Raw genomic sequence first — 15,754 nt, forward strand, 5'->3', positions numbered from 1 at the left:
ACATGCGTTGGATCACCCGCCCCGGCTGGCCCGGTAACCTGCTGGCCCTGGCGGCCGGTGCCTCCACACTCCTGGCCCTGGCGCCGTTCGACATCTGGCCGCTGGCCGTGTTGTCCATCGCCATGCTCTACCTTGGCCTGCGCGAGCTCAGCCCGCGCCAGGCCATGTGGCGTGGCTGGTGGTTCGGTTTTGGCCTGTATGGCGCCGGCACCTGGTGGATTTACGTCAGCATGAACACCTACGGCGGCGCCTCGCCGCTGCTGGCGATTCTGCTGCTGCTGGCGTTTTTCGCCGCGCTGGCGTGGTTCTTTGCCTTGCCCACCTGGCTGTGGGCACGCTGGCTGCGGCGCAACGAAGCGCCGCTGGCCGATGCCCTGTGCTTCGCGGCGCTGTGGCTGCTGCAAGAGGCCTTCCGCGGCTGGTTCCTGACCGGTTTCCCTTGGCTTTATGCCGGCTACAGCCAGCTGGACGGCCCGCTGGCCGGCCTGGCGCCACTGGGCGGCGTGTGGCTGATTTCCTTCACGCTGGCGCTCACTGCTGCCCTGCTGTGCAACCTGCACCGCCTGCGTGCCCGCCCCTCGTTCCTGGCCGTGGGCTGCCTGCTGTTGTTGGCCCCATGGGCGCTGGGCCTGGCGCTCAAGGGCCACGCCTGGACCAAACCGGTAGGTGACCCGTTGAAAGTGGCGGCCATTCAGGGCAACGTCGAGCAAGACCTGAAATGGGACCCTGCGCACATCGACGCGCAACTGGCGCTGTACCGCGACCTGAGCTTCAGCTCAAAACCCGTGGATTTGCTGGTGTGGCCAGAAACGGCGGTGCCGGTGCTCAAGGACCAGGCCCAAGGCTACATCGACGTGATGGGCCGTTTTGCTGCCGAGCGGCATTCGGCGCTGATCACCGGCGTGCCAGTGCGGGAAGTGGTGCACCATCAGCGTCGCTACTACAACGGCATCACAGTGACCGGTGAAGGTGACGGCACCTACCTCAAGCAGAAGCTGGTGCCGTTTGGCGAGTACGTACCGTTGCAGGACATGCTGCGTGGCGCCATCGAGTTCTTCAACCTGCCCATGTCGGACTTCGCCCGCGGGCCGGAAGACCAGCCACTGCTGCAGGCCAAGGGTTACCAGATTGCGCCGTACATCTGCTACGAAGTGGTCTACCCCGAGTTTGCCGCTGGCCTGGCGGCACGCAGCGACCTGCTGCTGACCATCAGCAACGACACCTGGTTCGGCACCTCGATCGGCCCGTTGCAGCACCTGCAGATGGCGCAGATGCGCGCGCTGGAAGCCGGACGCTGGATGATCCGCGCCACCAACAACGGCGTGACTGCGCTGATCGACCCGTTTGGGCGTATTACCACGCAGATTCCGCAGTTCCAGCAGGGGGTGCTGTATGGTGAGGTGGTGCCGATGCAGCAACTGACGCCTTACCTGCAATGGCGTTCGTGGCCGTTGGCGATTGTTTGTGCATTGCTGCTGGGCTGGGCGTTGCTGGCTGGCCGCATCGCCAAAACCGTCTGAGTTTTCCTGTACTGGCCTCTTCGCGGGCAAGCCCGCTCCCACAGGTACTGCACATGCCTTCCAGTCTGTGAAAAACTGTGGGAGCGGGCTTGCCCGCGAAGAGACCAGTACAGGCGATGCAAGGCTCAATAGAAAACCCGATACCCCACCAACCCCACCACCTCATTAAACAACTGCCCGCTCTGCCACATCGCCCGGCTCTCTGGCAGCAACCCACCAAACGGCCGCGCATGGTCCTGCCCCAGGAACCCCACTGGCGCCGGCACCACCTCGAACCCCGCCTGCTCGAAACTCCAGCGCGAGCGCTGCATATGCCAGGCCTGGGTCACCACCACCACACGGCGAATCCCCAACGGCTGCAGCACCTTGGCCGTGAACTGGGCATTTTCCCAGGTCGTGCGGCTGGCCTCTTCGCGCCACTTCACGTCAACAGCAAAGTCTTCGTGCAGGCGATCCGCCATCAACTGCGCCTCGCTCGGCGGCGTGCCATAGTGCAAGCCGCCACTGGTCAGCACCGGCAAGCCCGAGGCCTTGGCCAACTGCGCAGCAAAACGCATACGTTCCAAAGCCGTGGCCGTGGGCTGGTCGCTACCGCCCCAGGCCGGGTCGCCACGCTCACGCCCTGCGCCCAGCACCACAATGGCATCCGCCCGCCGCGCAAGAGCGGTCCAGTCGTTTACGGCCAAGGGTGGCTCGCTTTCCAGCCTATGGGCGGTTTCCTGCACCACCAGCGGCAAACTCATCAGCCACAGGCCACCAAGCCCCACGGTAAAGCACAGCGCCGCCAACCGTGGCCGTCGGGCACGCAGCCACCACGCCGCAAGCAGCAGCAGAAACAGGATGCCCGGCGGCATCAGCCATTGTTTGATGAAGAATCGGATCGGCATCGGCCACACCTCCTTGGCAGGCGTGCAGCCTAGAAGGATCGGCGCCGGTCAACAAGGGTGCGGCCGGCGCCGATCGTGAGTTGTGTGATAGTGAAGAACCGGCGCGCGATAGCCCGCGCCTGGCGTCCTGAACGGCTAGCGATGTGGCAGCGTCCTGGATCTCGCCGTATTGGCGGGGCGTTTCTTGTCCTTGAGCCAGATGATCTTGGCCGATGTCGGCTCCGCTTGCGGGTAACTGCCGACAGAGGCATTGTGGCGCTCCGGGAGGGATTCCAGGTAAGCCTTGATCACTTCGAACTCTGCGTGGCTCAGGCCACGCAACTCCAGCTCGGCTGGCATCTCGTCGCGCAATCGTACCGAGGTCCTTGCCACTTCCAGTGCCAGGCCAAGCCGGTCGATCAGGCGCTCGTAAAGCTCCGGTTTCATTGCGGGTAGCTGCGTCTCTCCCATCCGTTCACCTCAATTGAAGATAAAGAATATCTCCCCCCACACCTGAGCTTAGCGGCGCCATGAAAAGCAGCCGGGTGCTGCGACCAGCGGCCATTCGCAACGAAGGTTTCCCACGATGCGCAGCGCTGCTGTATGCTACGGCGTTCACTCTAAACGACACCGGAGTGCCGGACGCAGCGAGGTTCCGCTGCCTGGAACAAGGTCTCTTCTCTCTCAGCCAAAAGTAGCCATGCACGAACAATACACGCCCCGTGATATCGAAGCCGCCGCCCAGAAGTTCTGGGACGAGCAACAATCGTTCGCTGTTACCGAACAGCCAGGCAAAGACACCTACTATTGCCTATCGATGTTCCCGTACCCGAGCGGCAAGCTACACATGGGCCACGTTCGCAACTACACCATCGGCGACGTGATTGCCCGTTACCAGCGCATGCTGGGCAAGAACGTCCTGCAGCCGATGGGCTGGGACGCATTCGGCATGCCCGCGGAAAACGCGGCGATGAAAAACAACGTCGCCCCGGCCAAGTGGACATACGAAAACATCGACTACATGAAGACCCAGCTCAAGAGCCTGGGCCTGGCCATCGACTGGGCACGTGAAGTCACCACCTGCAAACCCGACTACTACCGTTGGGAGCAGTGGCTGTTCACCCGCCTGTTCGAGAAAGGCATCATCTACCGCAAGAACGGTACCGTGAACTGGGACCCGGCAGACCAGACCGTACTGGCCAACGAGCAGGTCATCGACGGCCGTGGCTGGCGTTCGGGCGCGCTGATCGAAAAGCGCGAAATCCCGATGTACTACTTCCGCATCACCGACTACGCCGACGAGCTGCTGGAAAGCCTCGACGAGCTGCCGGGCTGGCCTGAGCAGGTCAAGACCATGCAGCGCAACTGGATCGGCAAGTCGCGCGGCATGGAAGTACAGTTCCCGTACGACCAGGCCAGCATCGGCCACGAAGGCACACTGAAGGTCTTCACCACCCGTCCCGACACGCTGATGGGCGCCACCTACGTCGCCGTCGCCGCCGAGCACCCGCTGGCCACCCAGGCGGCCCAGGGCAACCCGGCGCTGCAAGCGTTCATCGACGAGTGCAAGAGCGGCAGCGTTGCCGAGGCCGACATGGCCACCCAGGAGAAGAAAGGCATGGCCACTTCCCTGCTGGTAGAGCACCCGCTGACCGGCGAGAAGCTGCCGGTATGGGTCGCCAACTACGTGCTGATGCACTACGGCGATGGCGCCGTGATGGCCGTGCCGGCCCACGACGAGCGCGACTTCGAGTTCGCCCACAAGTACAACCTGCCGGTCAAGGCCGTGGTGCGCACCAGCGCGGGCGATGAAGTGGGCAGCGAGTGGCAGGCCGCCTATGGCGAGCACGGCCAGCTGATCAACTCCGCCGAGTTCGACGGCCTGGACTTCGCCGGCGCCTTTGACGCCATCGAAGCCGCCCTGATCCGCAAGGAACTGGGCAAGTCGCGCACCCAGTTCCGCCTGCGTGACTGGGGTATCAGCCGCCAGCGCTACTGGGGCTGCCCGATCCCGATCATCCACTGCCCGTCCTGCGGCGACGTGCCGGTGCCGGAAGACCAGCTGCCGGTCACCCTGCCCGAGAACGTGGTGCCGGATGGCGCTGGCTCGCCGCTGGCGCGCATGCCGGAATTCTATGAGTGCACCTGCCCGAAATGCGGCACTGCGGCCAAGCGCGAAACCGACACCATGGACACCTTCGTCGAGTCGTCCTGGTACTTCGCCCGCTACGCCTCACCGAACTACGACAAGGGCCTGGTAGACCCGAAAGCCGCCAACCACTGGCTGCCGGTCGACCAGTACATCGGCGGTATCGAGCACGCGATCCTGCACCTGCTGTACGCGCGCTTCTTCCACAAGCTGATGCGTGACGAAGGCCTGGTTACCTCGAACGAGCCGTTCAAGAACCTGCTGACCCAGGGCATGGTCGTTGCCGAAACCTACTACCGTGTGGCCAGCAACGGCGGCAAGGACTGGTTCAACCCGGCCGATGTCGAGATCGAGCGCGATGCCAAGGCCAAGATCATTGGTGCTCGCCTGAAGACCGACGGCCTGCCGGTGGAAATCGGCGGCACCGAGAAGATGTCGAAATCGAAGAACAACGGCGTCGACCCGCAGTCGATGATCGAAGCCTACGGTGCCGACACCTGCCGCCTGTTCATGATGTTCGCCTCGCCGCCCGACATGAGCCTGGAATGGTCCGACTCCGGCGTCGAAGGTGCCAGCCGCTTCCTGCGCCGCGTCTGGCGCCTGGCTCAGGCGCACGTCAGCCAGGGTCTGCCTGGCAAGCTGGATGTTGCTACCCTGGACGACGCGCAGAAGGTCATCCGCCGCGCCATCCACGCGGCCATCAAGCAGGCCAGCACCGACGTGGGCCAGTACCACAAGTTCAACACCGCCATCGCCCAGGTGATGACCGTGATGAACGTACTGGAGAAGGCCCCGCAGGCCAGCGAACAGGACCGCGCACTGCTGCAGGAAGGCCTTGAAGCCGTCACCCTGCTGCTGGCCCCGATCACCCCGCACATCTCCCACGAACTGTGGCAGCAACTGGGCCACCCAGGCTCGGTAATCGATGCCGCCTGGCCGAGTGTCGACGAACAAGCGCTGGTGCAGGACACCATCACCCTGGTGGTGCAGGTCAACGGCAAGCTGCGTGGCCAGGTCGAAATGCCGGCTGCTGCCAGCCGCGAAGAAGTCGAAGCCGCTGCCCGCAGCAACGAGAACGTCCTGCGCTTCATCGATGGCCTGACCATCCGCAAGGTCATCGTGGTACCGGGCAAACTGGTCAACATCGTCGCCAACTGATGGCAGCGCCCGCTCGCAGTCACTGCGGGCGGGCGTAACAGGCCCACAAGGGAGCAACAACATGATCAAACGCAATTTGCTGGTAATCGGCCTGGCGGTCATGCTCAGCGCCTGCGGTTTCCAGCTGCGCGGCACCGGCTCTACCGAGCTGAGCGTGAAGGAAATGGACGTCAGCGCGCGCAACGCCTATGGCCCGACCGTGGTCCAGCTGCGTGAAGTACTGGAGCGTAGCGGTGTCAACGTACACGCCGGTGCGCCCTACCGTCTGGTGCTGACCAACGAGCAGGAAAACGAGCGTTCGGCCACCTACAGCAGCGGCAACCGTACTGCCGAATACGAGCTGACCACGGTGCTGAACTACAGCATCCAGGGCCTGAACAACCTGGAACTGATGAGCGACAAGCTGGAAGTACGCAAGATCTACGTGCGTGACGGCTCGAACATCACCGGTTCCGAGCAGGAAGCCAACCGCGCCCGTGAAGAAATGCGCCGCGATCTGGTCAACGCGATGGTCGTGCGCCTGCAGATGCTGAGCCCGTCCCAGCTGGACGAACTGCAACGCAAAGCCGACGAACGCGCCCAGGCCGAAGCCGCCGCGCTGGAAGCTGCCCGCCGTCAGCAGGCCGAAACGCCTCAGCAGTCGCCGTTGGAAGTACCGGGCAACTAAGCCCGTGCGGGGCACCTTCGGGTGCCCCCTGTTTCCCATGAAACTCGCCCCCGCCCAACTCAACAAGCACCTGCAAGGTACCTTGGCACCGGTCTACGTGGTCAGCGGTGACGACCCGTTGCTATGCCAGGAAGCCGCAGACGCCATTCGTAATGCCGCGCGTCAGCAAGGTTTCGACGAGCGCCAGGTGTTCAGTGCCGATGCCAACTTCGACTGGGGCACCCTGCTCCAGGCTGGCGCCAGCCTGTCCCTGTTCGCACAACGCCGCCTGCTGGAACTGCGCCTGCCTTCGGGCAAACCTGGTGACAAAGGCGCCGCGGCGCTGATGGAATACTGCGCCAACCCCGCCGAAGACACCCTACTGCTAGTCAGCCTGCCCAAGCTCGACGGTAGTGCGCAAAAGACCAAGTGGGGCAAGGCGTTGATCGAAGGCGCGCATTGCCAGTTCATCCAGATCTGGCCAGTGGACGTGCATCAGCTGCCGCAGTGGATCAACCAGCGCCTGCAACAGGCCGGCCTGTCGGCACAGCGTGACGCTGTCGACCTGATTGCCGCACGCGTGGAAGGCAACTTGCTGGCAGCCGCGCAGGAAATCGAAAAGCTCAAGCTGCTGGCCGACGGCAACCAGATCACCGTGGAAACCGTGCAGGCCGCTGTTGCTGATAGCGCCCGCTTCGATGTCTTCGGCCTGGTGGACGCCATTCTCAACGGCGAAGCTGCACATGCCCTGCGTATGCTCGAGGGGTTGCGTGGCGAGGGGGTAGAACCGCCGGTCATCCTCTGGGCCCTGGCCCGTGAGCTGCGCCAGCTGGCTGGGCTAGCCCAACAGTTCAGCCAGGGTGTACCGCTGGACAAGGCCTTCAGCCAGGCCCGCCCGCCGATCTGGGACAAACGCCGACCGCTGGTCAGCAAAGCCCTGCAGCGCCTGTCGGCGCAACGCTGGGCGCAGCTGTTGCAGGATGCCCAGCGGATCGACGCGCAGATCAAGGGGCAGGCCGAGGGCTCTCCTTGGACGGGTTTGGCTCGGCTGTCGCTGCTGATGGCTGGCCAGCGTCTGGCGCTACCTCCGGAATAACCCGCTCCCACAGGTCCGGTTCTCGGCACTGACTTAGCGCCATGATGTCGACCATAAACACAATCAATTGGCTCCCCGGTAGCCCAAGCCCTAAAGTGCGCCCCGAAACCCACCCAACCCGGGAACCCCGCCATGAGCAAAAAGCCGAAAAAGCACGGCCCCAACAAGGCCAAGTCCATCATCGCCCAACCGCTGTTCCGCTGCCGCCAGGAACAACCAGCCAAGGGCAAAGGCAGCTACCGCCGCGAAGCCTTCCAATCGAGAGATTGGGAGGCTTCCTACTTTTTGGCTGCATGAAAGCATCGCAAGCGCAGGCATGGTATGGTCGTCACCTGACCTGCAATTCTGGATCTGTGCATGCTCTTCCGTCTTCTCCCCCGTTGGGAAACCCGCCAGCTGATCGCGGCCTCCAGCTTCATCCTGCTTGTGGCCTGCGCGGAAAAACCCACCGCCGCCGACGCACTGCCGCTGGCCCCTGCGCAACCCGCTCCCGTGGTAACCGTGCCCGGCGCGACGCCTGACGTCAGCACTGAAATCCAGCCTCTGCAAACCTTCGCCCAGTGGCAGGCCGGCTTCCGCCAACAGGCCCTGCAAGCCGGGATTTCACCCAGCACCTTCGACCGCGCGTTCCTCGGCGTCACCCCTGATATGGACGTGATCAAGGCCGACCGCAGCCAGCCGGAGTTCACCCGCCCGGTGTGGGAATACCTCGAAGGCGCCCTGTCGCCTCTGCGCGTGCGCAACGGCAAGAAGCTGCTGGAGCAGAATGCCGAGCTGCTGACACGCATCGAACAACGCTATGGCGTGGACCGCCAGGTGCTGGTCGCGGTATGGGGCATGGAAAGCAACTTCGGTCAGTTCCAGGGCAACAAGTCGGTGATCCGCTCGCTGGCCACCCTGGCCTACGAAGGCCGCCGCCCACAGTTCGCCCAGGACCAGCTGATCGCTGCGCTGCAGATCATCCAGCATGGTGATATCCAGCCTGAAGCCATGCGCGGCTCGTGGGCCGGCGCCATGGGCCAGACCCAGTTCATCCCGACCACCTACAACACCCATGCCGTGGACTTCGACGGCGATGGCCGCCGCGACATCTGGAACAGCACACCGGATGCCCTGGCTTCGACCGCGCACTACCTGCAGAGCTCGGGCTGGAAACGTGGCCAACCGTGGGGCTTCGAGGTACAGGTGCCGGCTGGTTTCGATTTCTGGCAAGCCGATGGCGCGCTGCGCAAGCCGGTGAGCGAGTGGCTGGCGATGGGCGTGAAGCTGCCTGCAGGCACTCAGTTGCCCGCCAACAGCAACCAGCTGTCTGCCGCCCTGCTGCTACCGGCTGGCGCACGTGGCCCGGCGTTCCTGGTGCTGGACAACTTCCGCGCCATCCTCAAGTACAACAACTCGTCGTCCTACGCGCTGGCGGTGAGCTTGCTGGGGGATCGCTTCAGCGGCTGGGGCTTCATTGCCGGCAGCTGGCCGAAGGAAGACCTGCCGCTGAGCCGCAGCGAGCGTATGGAATTGCAGAACCTGCTGAACAGCAACGGGCATGAGGCCGGGAATGCTGATGGCATCATCGGCGCCAATACCCGCAAGGCTATCCGCAATGCCCAGCAGGGGCTGGGGTGGCCGGCGGATGGGTATCCGACCCACAAGCTGCTTGAGAGCCTGCGTAGCCAGTGAGATTTTTGGGGCCGCTGCGCGCCCCATCGCAGGCAAGCCAGCTCCTACACCGACCGCGCCGCTCTCAAGGCCTGCGCAGTACCTGTAGGAGCTGGCTTGTCGTGGCGACGAACCGCTGCGATGGGCTGCAAAGCAGCCCCGGCAATCTCAAGCCTTGAACAAATCCTGTTCCAACACCAATTCCTGCCGATCACTATCCAATCTGACCCGCGCCCCTAACGGCAAGCACACATTCGGGTCACAGTGCCCGCTGCGCCACCCCGCCAGCACCGGCACACCCAGCGGGGCAAAGGTATCCACCAACAACGGCGTCAGCGCCGCCGTGGTAATGCCGGCAAAATCCCCAACCAGCACGCCCTTCACCCCTTCCAGCTTGCCCGCCAGACGCAACTGCGTCAGCAGCCGGTCCACCCGGTACAACGGCTCGTTGACGTCCTCGATAAACAAAATGCAGCCCTGGGTATCCAGTTCGGCCAGCGTCCCCATGGTCGCCCCCAGCATCGACAGGTTGCCGCCCAGTAGCGGACCACTGGCCACACCCGCCAATACACTGCTCAAGGCATAGTCCGTCGGGTGCACGATCTGCTCGCCCGCCCGCACATGCCCAGCCAACTGCGCCAGCAACGACGACTCGGTCGGCGGCAACTTCGCCCCCAGAAGGTCGGCATTGAGCATCCCTCCATGGAAGGTAACCAGCCCGCTATGCCGGTAGATCGCCGTGTGCAGCGCGGTAATGTCGCTGTAGCCGATCAACGGCTTGGGGTTGCGCCGAATCAGGTCAAAGTCCAGCCGATCAAGCAGGCGCATGCTGCCGTAACCACCGCGCATGCACAGGATGGCGTCGATGGCCGGATCGGCAAAGGCATCGTGCAAGTCTTGAAAGCGCTGCTGGTCCGAGCCTGCCAGGTAGCCCTGGGCCTGGTGTACACCGGGGTAAAGGCGGCAGCTGTAGCCACGGTCGGCAAACCACTGGCTGACCTTGAGCGTATCCAGCCGCGCCGCGCCTGCCGGGGCGACGATGGCAAAGCAGGCGTTAGCCGGCAACGCGGCTGGCAGGCTCGGTCGTAAGGTTTCGGCGCAGTTCATTGCGGCTCCTTGCAGCGCTTGGTACACAAACAAAAATGCCGATGCCGCCCTTCGGCGTGCATCGGCATGCGTGCCTCAGACCAGGCTCAGAGCTTGATCTTGGCTTCGTGGGCCTGCTGGTCAGCGTGGTACGAAGAACGCACCAGCGGGCCGGAGGCGACGTTCTTGAAGCCCATCTTGTAACCTTCCTCGGCGAACCAGGCGAAGGTGTCCGGGTGCACGAAACGCTGCACCGGCAGGTGGCTGCGCGACGGCTGCAGGTACTGGCCGAGGGTGAGCATGTCGATGTCATGCTCGCGCATGCGGTGCATCACTTCGATCACTTCCTCGTCGGTCTCGCCCAGGCCGAGCATCAGGCCCGACTTGGTAGGTACATGCGGGACCATCTGCTTGAACTTCTGCAGCAGGTCCAGCGACCAGTCGTAGTCCGAGCCCGGGCGCGCGGCCTTGTACAGGCGCGGCACGGTTTCCAGGTTGTGGTTGAACACATCCGGTGGCTCTTGCGCGGTGATTTCCAGCGCGACGTCCATACGGCCACGGTAGTCCGGCACCAGGGTTTCCAGCTGCACGCCCGGCGACAGCGCGCGGATTTCGCGGATGCAGTCGGCAAAGTGCTGGGCACCACCGTCACGCAGGTCGTCGCGATCCACCGAGGTGATCACCACGTACTTCAGGCGCAGGTCGGCAATGGCGACAGCCAGGTTTTTCGGCTCGTCCAGGTCCAGCGGCTTCGGCCGGCCGTGGCCCACGTCACAGAACGGGCAACGACGGGTGCAGATGTCACCCATGATCATGAAGGTGGCGGTACCACCCGAGAAGCACTCGCCCAGGTTCGGGCAGGAAGCCTCTTCACACACGCTGTGCAGCTTGTGCTTGCGCAGCAGTTGCTTGATGCGGTCTACCTCGGGCGATACCGGAATACGCACGCGAATCCAGTCAGGCTTCTTCGGCAGCTCTTCGGTGGGGATGATCTTCACCGGGATGCGCGCCACCTTTTCGGCGCCACGCAGTTTTACCCCAGCTTCCACCTTCTTCGGCGCTGGGCGCGGGGTGACATCCTGGGTGGGTATCAGGTTCGGCACGGCTTCTTGCACAGTTGTCATATTCAGTCGATTCCGCCCGTGAGGGTCGTCTGCTCAGCGTAGTCGAGGTGCTTGACCAGCTGTCCGCGCAGCCTTGTCCTGACCTCGTCGAGTTCGATCGGACCTGCCAGGTCGCGCAGCTGGGTCATCGCCAGCCCCGCATAGCCGCAGGGGTTGATTCGGCGGAATGGCGCAAGGTCCATGTCCACGTTCAGGGCAAGGCCGTGGAACGAACGGCCGTTGCGAATTCGCAGGCCGAGGGAGGCGATTTTCGCTCCATCGACATAGACGCCCGGGGCGTCGGGCTTGGCAGAAGCCTGCACGTCGTAACTGGCGAGCAGGTCGACCAGCGTCTGCTCGATACGGCTGACCAGCTCGCGCACGCCAAAGCCCAGCCGGCGCACATCCAGCAGCAGGTAGGCCACCAGCTGCCCGGGGCCATGGTAGGTCACCTGGCCGCCGCGGTCGGTCTGCACCACCGGGATATCGCCCGGCACCAGCAGGTGCTCGGCCTTGCCAGCCTGGCCCTGGGTAAAGACCGCAGGATGCTCGACCAGCCAGATTTCATCCTGGCTGTCCGGGGTGCGCTGCTCGGTGAAGCGACGCATGGCCTCCAGCACCGGTTCGTAGGGCTGCAGGCCAAGCTCGCGAAAACCGAGGCAGGCGGACATCAAAGCACCATTTTCACAATGCCGGTAGCGCGCAGGGCGCTGTTGATATCGTGCAGCTGGTTCTCGCTTTCGGCAACGATGTGCAATTGCACGGTGGTGTACTTGCCTTCCTTGCTCTGGCGCTCGGCCAGGGTGGAAAGGTCGACTTTGGCGTGCTTGCTGAGGATTTCGATCACGGTGTCCTTGAAGCCGACAACGGTATCGCCGATTACCTTGATCGGGTAATCGTCGCAAGGGAATTCGATTTTATGCGACTTGACGTCTGGTTCGCTCATGGCGGAAACGGCCTCGTAAGCCGTGGCAACAACAATGCCCCCGCGTGATACGCGGGGGCTTGCAGGTCACGTATCAGTTGAACAAGCCATAGAAGAATAGACGGATGCTATCCCACATACGGCGGAAGAAACCACCTTCCTCGACGCCATCAAGGGCGATCAGGTCGGCGCTGTGAACCACTTTCTCGTCCAGTTTGACTTCCACTTTACCGATCACGTCACCTTTGGCGATAGGCGCGGTAATTTGCGGGTTCATGGTCATCGAAGCCTGCAGGCGCTTCAATTGGCCTTTAGGCATAGTCATGGTCAGGTCGTCGGCCAGGCCGGCCTTGACGATGCTGGAGGCGCCCTTCCAGACCGGAGCCTGGGTCAGCTCGGTACCCTTCTGGTAGAAGGTCTGGGTTTCGAAGAAGCGGAAGCCATAGGTCAGCAGCTTTTGGGTTTCGGCAGCGCGCGATTGCTCGCTGTTGGTACCGAACACCACGGCGATCAGGCGCTGGCCGTCGCGAACGGCCGACGCCACCATGCAGTAGCCGGCTTCGTCGGTGTGGCCGGTTTTCAGGCCATCGACGGTCTTGTCACGCCACAGCAGCAGGTTGCGGTTCGGCTGCTTGATGTTGTTCCAGAAGAATTCCTTCTGCGAATAGATGGCGTAGTGGGCCGGGTCGACGGTGATGATCGCACGGGCCAGGGTGGCCATGTCGTGCGCCGACGAATAGTGGTCCGGGTTCGGCAGGCCGGTCGGGTTCATGAAGTGGCTGTTGGTCATGCCCAGGTCGGCAGCCGTCTTGTTCATCATGTCGGCAAAGGCATCTTCGCTGCCGGCGATGTGCTCGGACAGGGCGACCGAAGCGTCGTTGCCGGACTGGATGATGATGCCGTGCAGCAGGTCGCTGACGGTCACCTGGCTGCCCACCTTGATGAACATGCGCGAACCGCCGGTACGCCAGGCATTTTCGCTGACGGTGACCGGGTCGTTTTCACCGATCTGGCCACGGCGGATGTCCAGGGTGGCGATGTAGGCGGTCATCAGCTTGGTCAGGCTGGCCGGCGGCAGGCGCTCGTCACCGTTGTTCTCGACCAGCACGTTGCCGCTGGACGCGTCCATGAGTACGTAGGACTTGGCTGCCAGTTGCGGTGGTGCCGGCGTCATCTGCTCCGCCGCGAAGGCGGCAGGCGTGATCATCAGCAGTACAGGCAGGCAAAGTCGTTTGGCAAGGTTGGTGATGTTCATCCGTCTCTCGAAAATCGCTAATGGTCTGAGATGTTCCCTGGGCAAGATCGTGTGCCCAGCGCCAGTCAGTCTAGTTTTGTGGCCGTCGGCCTGGCCCACGAACGTGCGGCTTTATGTCGCTGCGGGCAAAAGCCGTCATTGTACATGGGCGCGCCCGCCAATTCATGACAAAACCGACAGTTAGAGCCTCAAGCTTCAAGCTGCAAGCCACAAGACAAAGCGGGTGCGCACGGGCTCTTCTTGCAGCTTGCAGCTTGCAGCTTGCAGCTAGTTGCTTGTAGCTGAGGTCAGTCTGTGACCAGCTTGGCCTGCCCCAAGTTCGCCAGGCGGATGCTGTCTTGTGCCTGCTGGATCTCGCCCTGGCTGCCAATCGGCCCCAGGCGCACGCGGTGCAGGGTTTGCTGGTTACGCACGATCGAGCTGATGAACACCGGCGCACTGACCATGGTGCTGAGCTTGGAACGCAGCAGTTCAGCGGCGTCGGGGTTGGCGAAGGCGCCTACCTGCAAGAAGCTGCCGCCATTGCCCGCCGGCACGTTGTTGCCACTCACCTGCACCGGCACGACCGGTGCCGCATGCTGCTGTGCTGGCGGGGTCCATTGCTCGACACGCCCGGTGTTGGCCGGGATCGCCTGGGTCTGGGCTACCTGCGGTTCTTTCAGCACCATCGGCGGTGTCTGGCCACGCTGGGCCCACCACTGCTGCGGGTCGATGCCCTCGACGCGCACATGCGCGGTGCCGATCTCGGCGTAACCAAGCTTTTTCGCCGCCGCATAGGACAGGTCGATAATACGGTCGGAATAGAACGGGCCACGGTCGTTCACCCGCAGGATCACGCTGCGACCGTTGGCCAGGTTGGTCACCCGCACATAGGCCGGCAGCGGCAGCGTCTTGTGCGCCGCGCTCATGCCGTACAGGTCATACAGCTCGCCGTTGGCGGTGTTCTGCCCGTGGAACTTGGTGCCATACCACGACGCGGTGCCCTCGGCGCGGTAGTTGCGCGAGTCCTGCATCGGGTAGTAGGTCTTGCCCAGCACCGTGTACGGGTTGGCCTTGTAGTTGCCGGTGTGCACGGTCGGCGTGGCGTCGGGGATCTTGTTCACATCCACGTCCCACCACGGTGCGCCGTCCTTGTGTGCCCGGTTGATGTCCAGGCCTGGCTGGCTGCGCACGACGTTGCCACTGCTTTGCTGGGCCGGGCGGTTGGAGGAGCAACTGGCCAGCACCACGCCAACGGCGAGGCAGGTGAGCAGCTTGAAAGAATTGGCAGAGATGATTGCGCGCATTACTTGACGCCCCGTACTTGAACCAGCTGTTCCGCAAGCTGATGCACCGCCATGGCATACATCACGCTGCGGTTGTAACGCGTGATCGCGTAGAAGTTCTTCAGGCCCACCCAGTACTCGGGGCCATTGTCACCCTCAAGGCGGAAAGCGGTAACCGGCAGATCATCGCGCAGCGAATCATGAACCGACCAACCAAGCGTGCGCAACTCCCCGACGGTTTTCACAGGCTCGATGCCTGTGGTCAGACCTTCGTCGGCGCGCGCGCCATCCACCCAGGCGCGGCTGACCACGCCCCCACCGGCCACCCAGCCATGGCGCTTGAAGTAGCTGGCGACGCTGCCGATGGCATCGTCCGGGTTGTTCCAGATGTTGATGTGGCCGTCGCCGTCGAAGTCCACCGCAAAGTTGCGGAAGCTGCTCGGCATGAACTGCGGCAGGCCCATGGCGCCGGCGTAGGAGCCTTTGAGCGTGAGCGGGTCGAGCTGCTCATCGCGGGCCAGCAACAGGAATTCGCGCAGTTCCTTGCGGAAGAACTCAGCCCGAGGCGGGTAGTCGAAGCCCAGGGTCGACAGGGCATCGATCACCCGGTAGTTGCCGGTGTTGCGGCCGAAGAACGTTTCCACACCGATGATGGCGACGATGTACTGTGCCGGCACGCCGTATTCCTGCTCGGCGCGGGCCAACACCGCCTCGTGCTGGCGCCAGAAGTCCACACCACGGGCGATGCGCGCGTCGGTGAGGAACATCGGCCGGTAGTCCTTCCACGGCTTGACCCGTTCGGCCGGACGCGAGATAGCGTCGAGGATCGACTGCTTTCGCTGCACGTCAGCGAACACGCCCATCAGCTGCTCAGGGGCAAAGCCATAGTCGCGGCTCATTTCGCCGACAAACTGGGCCACCTGCGGCGAGCCTTGGTAATCGCCGGCATGGGCCAGCTGTACAGCGCCGAACAGGCCCACCGCGCCGATCCACGGCGCACAACGGGCAGCCCAGTTACGCACTGCTTGCATG

General features: G+C 63.5%; 15 protein-coding genes. 6 read left to right on the forward strand and 9 right to left on the reverse strand.

The window, feature by feature from the left end; all coding sequences use genetic code 11:
• Positions 1 to 2: 2 nt before the first annotated feature.
• Positions 3 to 1,520: an apolipoprotein N-acyltransferase gene (gene lnt / locus QQ992_RS24905; protein ID WP_286111421.1), complete on the forward strand. Its 1,518-nt coding sequence runs from the start codon at positions 3 to 5 to the stop codon at positions 1,518 to 1,520.
• 125 nt (positions 1,521 to 1,645) lie between these two features.
• On the opposite strand, the gene QQ992_RS24910 is transcribed toward lnt, so the two are convergent.
• Both QQ992_RS24910 and QQ992_RS24915 read right to left on the reverse strand, forming a co-directional pair.
• A complete protein-coding gene (locus tag QQ992_RS24910) occupies positions 1,646 to 2,407 on the reverse strand; it encodes a YdcF family protein (protein WP_286111422.1) in 762 nt (253 codons plus the stop codon).
• A 135-nt stretch (positions 2,408 to 2,542) separates the two neighbouring features.
• Complete coding sequence (locus tag QQ992_RS24915) at positions 2,543 to 2,857, reverse strand: hypothetical protein (RefSeq protein WP_019098017.1); 315 nt, start codon at positions 2,855 to 2,857, stop codon at positions 2,543 to 2,545.
• Positions 2,858 to 3,086: 229 nt separating this feature from the next.
• On the opposite strand from QQ992_RS24915, the gene leuS reads away from it, so the two are divergent.
• From leuS to QQ992_RS24940, 5 genes are all read left to right on the forward strand, one after another.
• A complete protein-coding gene (gene leuS / locus QQ992_RS24920) occupies positions 3,087 to 5,693 on the forward strand; it encodes a leucine--tRNA ligase (protein WP_286111423.1) in 2,607 nt (868 codons plus the stop codon).
• A 61-nt stretch (positions 5,694 to 5,754) separates the two neighbouring features.
• Complete coding sequence (locus QQ992_RS24925) at positions 5,755 to 6,360, forward strand: LPS-assembly lipoprotein LptE (RefSeq protein WP_060498510.1); 606 nt, start codon at positions 5,755 to 5,757, stop codon at positions 6,358 to 6,360.
• A 37-nt stretch (positions 6,361 to 6,397) separates the two neighbouring features.
• Positions 6,398 to 7,435 (forward strand): DNA polymerase III subunit delta, encoded by a 1,038-nt coding sequence (gene holA, locus QQ992_RS24930; RefSeq protein WP_016712178.1) that lies wholly within the window; start codon positions 6,398 to 6,400, stop codon positions 7,433 to 7,435.
• Positions 7,436 to 7,567: 132 nt separating this feature from the next.
• Positions 7,568 to 7,732 (forward strand): alternative ribosome rescue factor ArfA, encoded by a 165-nt coding sequence (gene arfA / locus QQ992_RS24935; protein WP_016712179.1) that lies wholly within the window; start codon positions 7,568 to 7,570, stop codon positions 7,730 to 7,732.
• A gap of 60 nt (positions 7,733 to 7,792) precedes the next feature.
• The gene (locus QQ992_RS24940) at positions 7,793 to 9,109 is read left to right on the forward strand and encodes a lytic murein transglycosylase (protein WP_198752391.1); all 1,317 of its coding nucleotides are present in this window, start codon (positions 7,793 to 7,795) and stop codon (positions 9,107 to 9,109) included.
• Between the two features lie 147 nt (positions 9,110 to 9,256).
• Here the strand turns inward: QQ992_RS24940 and QQ992_RS24945 are convergent, their stop codons facing one another.
• The 7 genes from QQ992_RS24945 to mltB all read right to left on the reverse strand — a co-directional run bounded on the left by QQ992_RS24945 (position 9,257) and on the right by mltB (position 15,753).
• Complete coding sequence (locus tag QQ992_RS24945; RefSeq protein ID WP_286111426.1) at positions 9,257 to 10,195, reverse strand: S66 peptidase family protein; 939 nt, start codon at positions 10,193 to 10,195, stop codon at positions 9,257 to 9,259.
• An 86-nt stretch (positions 10,196 to 10,281) separates the two neighbouring features.
• Positions 10,282 to 11,298 carry a lipoyl synthase gene (gene lipA, locus QQ992_RS24950; RefSeq protein WP_016712182.1) on the reverse strand — a complete coding sequence of 339 codons (1,017 nt, stop codon included), beginning with the start codon at positions 11,296 to 11,298 and terminating at the stop codon, positions 10,282 to 10,284.
• Positions 11,299 to 11,300: 2 nt separating this feature from the next.
• The gene (gene lipB / locus QQ992_RS24955; protein ID WP_019098023.1) at positions 11,301 to 11,948 is read right to left on the reverse strand and encodes a lipoyl(octanoyl) transferase LipB; all 648 of its coding nucleotides are present in this window, start codon (positions 11,946 to 11,948) and stop codon (positions 11,301 to 11,303) included.
• Complete coding sequence (locus QQ992_RS24960) at positions 11,948 to 12,223, reverse strand: DUF493 domain-containing protein (protein WP_003249736.1); 276 nt, start codon at positions 12,221 to 12,223, stop codon at positions 11,948 to 11,950. Before QQ992_RS24960 ends, lipB begins: the two co-directional genes overlap by 1 nt.
• 73 nt (positions 12,224 to 12,296) lie before the next feature.
• Positions 12,297 to 13,457 carry a D-alanyl-D-alanine carboxypeptidase family protein gene (locus QQ992_RS24965; protein ID WP_286111429.1) on the reverse strand — a complete coding sequence of 387 codons (1,161 nt, stop codon included), beginning with the start codon at positions 13,455 to 13,457 and terminating at the stop codon, positions 12,297 to 12,299.
• A gap of 287 nt (positions 13,458 to 13,744) precedes the next feature.
• Positions 13,745 to 14,743 carry a septal ring lytic transglycosylase RlpA family protein gene (locus QQ992_RS24970; RefSeq protein WP_286111432.1) on the reverse strand — a complete coding sequence of 333 codons (999 nt, stop codon included), beginning with the start codon at positions 14,741 to 14,743 and terminating at the stop codon, positions 13,745 to 13,747.
• Positions 14,743 to 15,753, reverse strand: a complete 1,011-nt coding sequence (gene mltB, locus QQ992_RS24975) for a lytic murein transglycosylase B (RefSeq protein ID WP_025754323.1) — start codon at positions 15,751 to 15,753, stop codon at positions 14,743 to 14,745. The genes QQ992_RS24970 and mltB overlap by 1 nt, the downstream gene beginning before the upstream one ends.
• Position 15,754: the final 1 nt, after the last annotated feature.

The organism is Pseudomonas kurunegalensis (genome assembly GCF_030291635.1).
In the GTDB taxonomy this organism is placed as follows: Bacteria; Pseudomonadota; Gammaproteobacteria; order Pseudomonadales; family Pseudomonadaceae; genus Aquipseudomonas; species Aquipseudomonas monteilii.

Excerpts from the sequence above, each read along its gene's own strand:
- lnt (WP_286111421.1), top strand. The coding sequence starts at position 3 with ATGCGTTGGATCACCCGCCCCGGCTGGCCCGGTAACCTGCTGGCCCTG.
- QQ992_RS24910 (WP_286111422.1), bottom strand. The coding sequence starts at position 2,407 with ATGCCGATCCGATTCTTCATCAAACAATGGCTGATGCCGCCGGGCATC.
- QQ992_RS24915 (WP_019098017.1), bottom strand. The coding sequence starts at position 2,857 with ATGGGAGAGACGCAGCTACCCGCAATGAAACCGGAGCTTTACGAGCGC.
- leuS (WP_286111423.1), top strand. The coding sequence starts at position 3,087 with ATGCACGAACAATACACGCCCCGTGATATCGAAGCCGCCGCCCAGAAG.
- QQ992_RS24925 (WP_060498510.1), top strand. The coding sequence starts at position 5,755 with ATGATCAAACGCAATTTGCTGGTAATCGGCCTGGCGGTCATGCTCAGC.
- holA (WP_016712178.1), top strand. The coding sequence starts at position 6,398 with ATGAAACTCGCCCCCGCCCAACTCAACAAGCACCTGCAAGGTACCTTG.
- arfA (WP_016712179.1), top strand. The coding sequence starts at position 7,568 with ATGAGCAAAAAGCCGAAAAAGCACGGCCCCAACAAGGCCAAGTCCATC.
- QQ992_RS24940 (WP_198752391.1), top strand. The coding sequence starts at position 7,793 with ATGCTCTTCCGTCTTCTCCCCCGTTGGGAAACCCGCCAGCTGATCGCG.
- QQ992_RS24945 (WP_286111426.1), bottom strand. The coding sequence starts at position 10,195 with ATGAACTGCGCCGAAACCTTACGACCGAGCCTGCCAGCCGCGTTGCCG.
- lipA (WP_016712182.1), bottom strand. The coding sequence starts at position 11,298 with ATGACAACTGTGCAAGAAGCCGTGCCGAACCTGATACCCACCCAGGAT.
- lipB (WP_019098023.1), bottom strand. The coding sequence starts at position 11,948 with ATGTCCGCCTGCCTCGGTTTTCGCGAGCTTGGCCTGCAGCCCTACGAA.
- QQ992_RS24960 (WP_003249736.1), bottom strand. The coding sequence starts at position 12,223 with ATGAGCGAACCAGACGTCAAGTCGCATAAAATCGAATTCCCTTGCGAC.
- QQ992_RS24965 (WP_286111429.1), bottom strand. The coding sequence starts at position 13,457 with ATGAACATCACCAACCTTGCCAAACGACTTTGCCTGCCTGTACTGCTG.
- QQ992_RS24970 (WP_286111432.1), bottom strand. The coding sequence starts at position 14,743 with ATGCGCGCAATCATCTCTGCCAATTCTTTCAAGCTGCTCACCTGCCTC.
- mltB (WP_025754323.1), bottom strand. The coding sequence starts at position 15,753 with ATGCAAGCAGTGCGTAACTGGGCTGCCCGTTGTGCGCCGTGGATCGGC.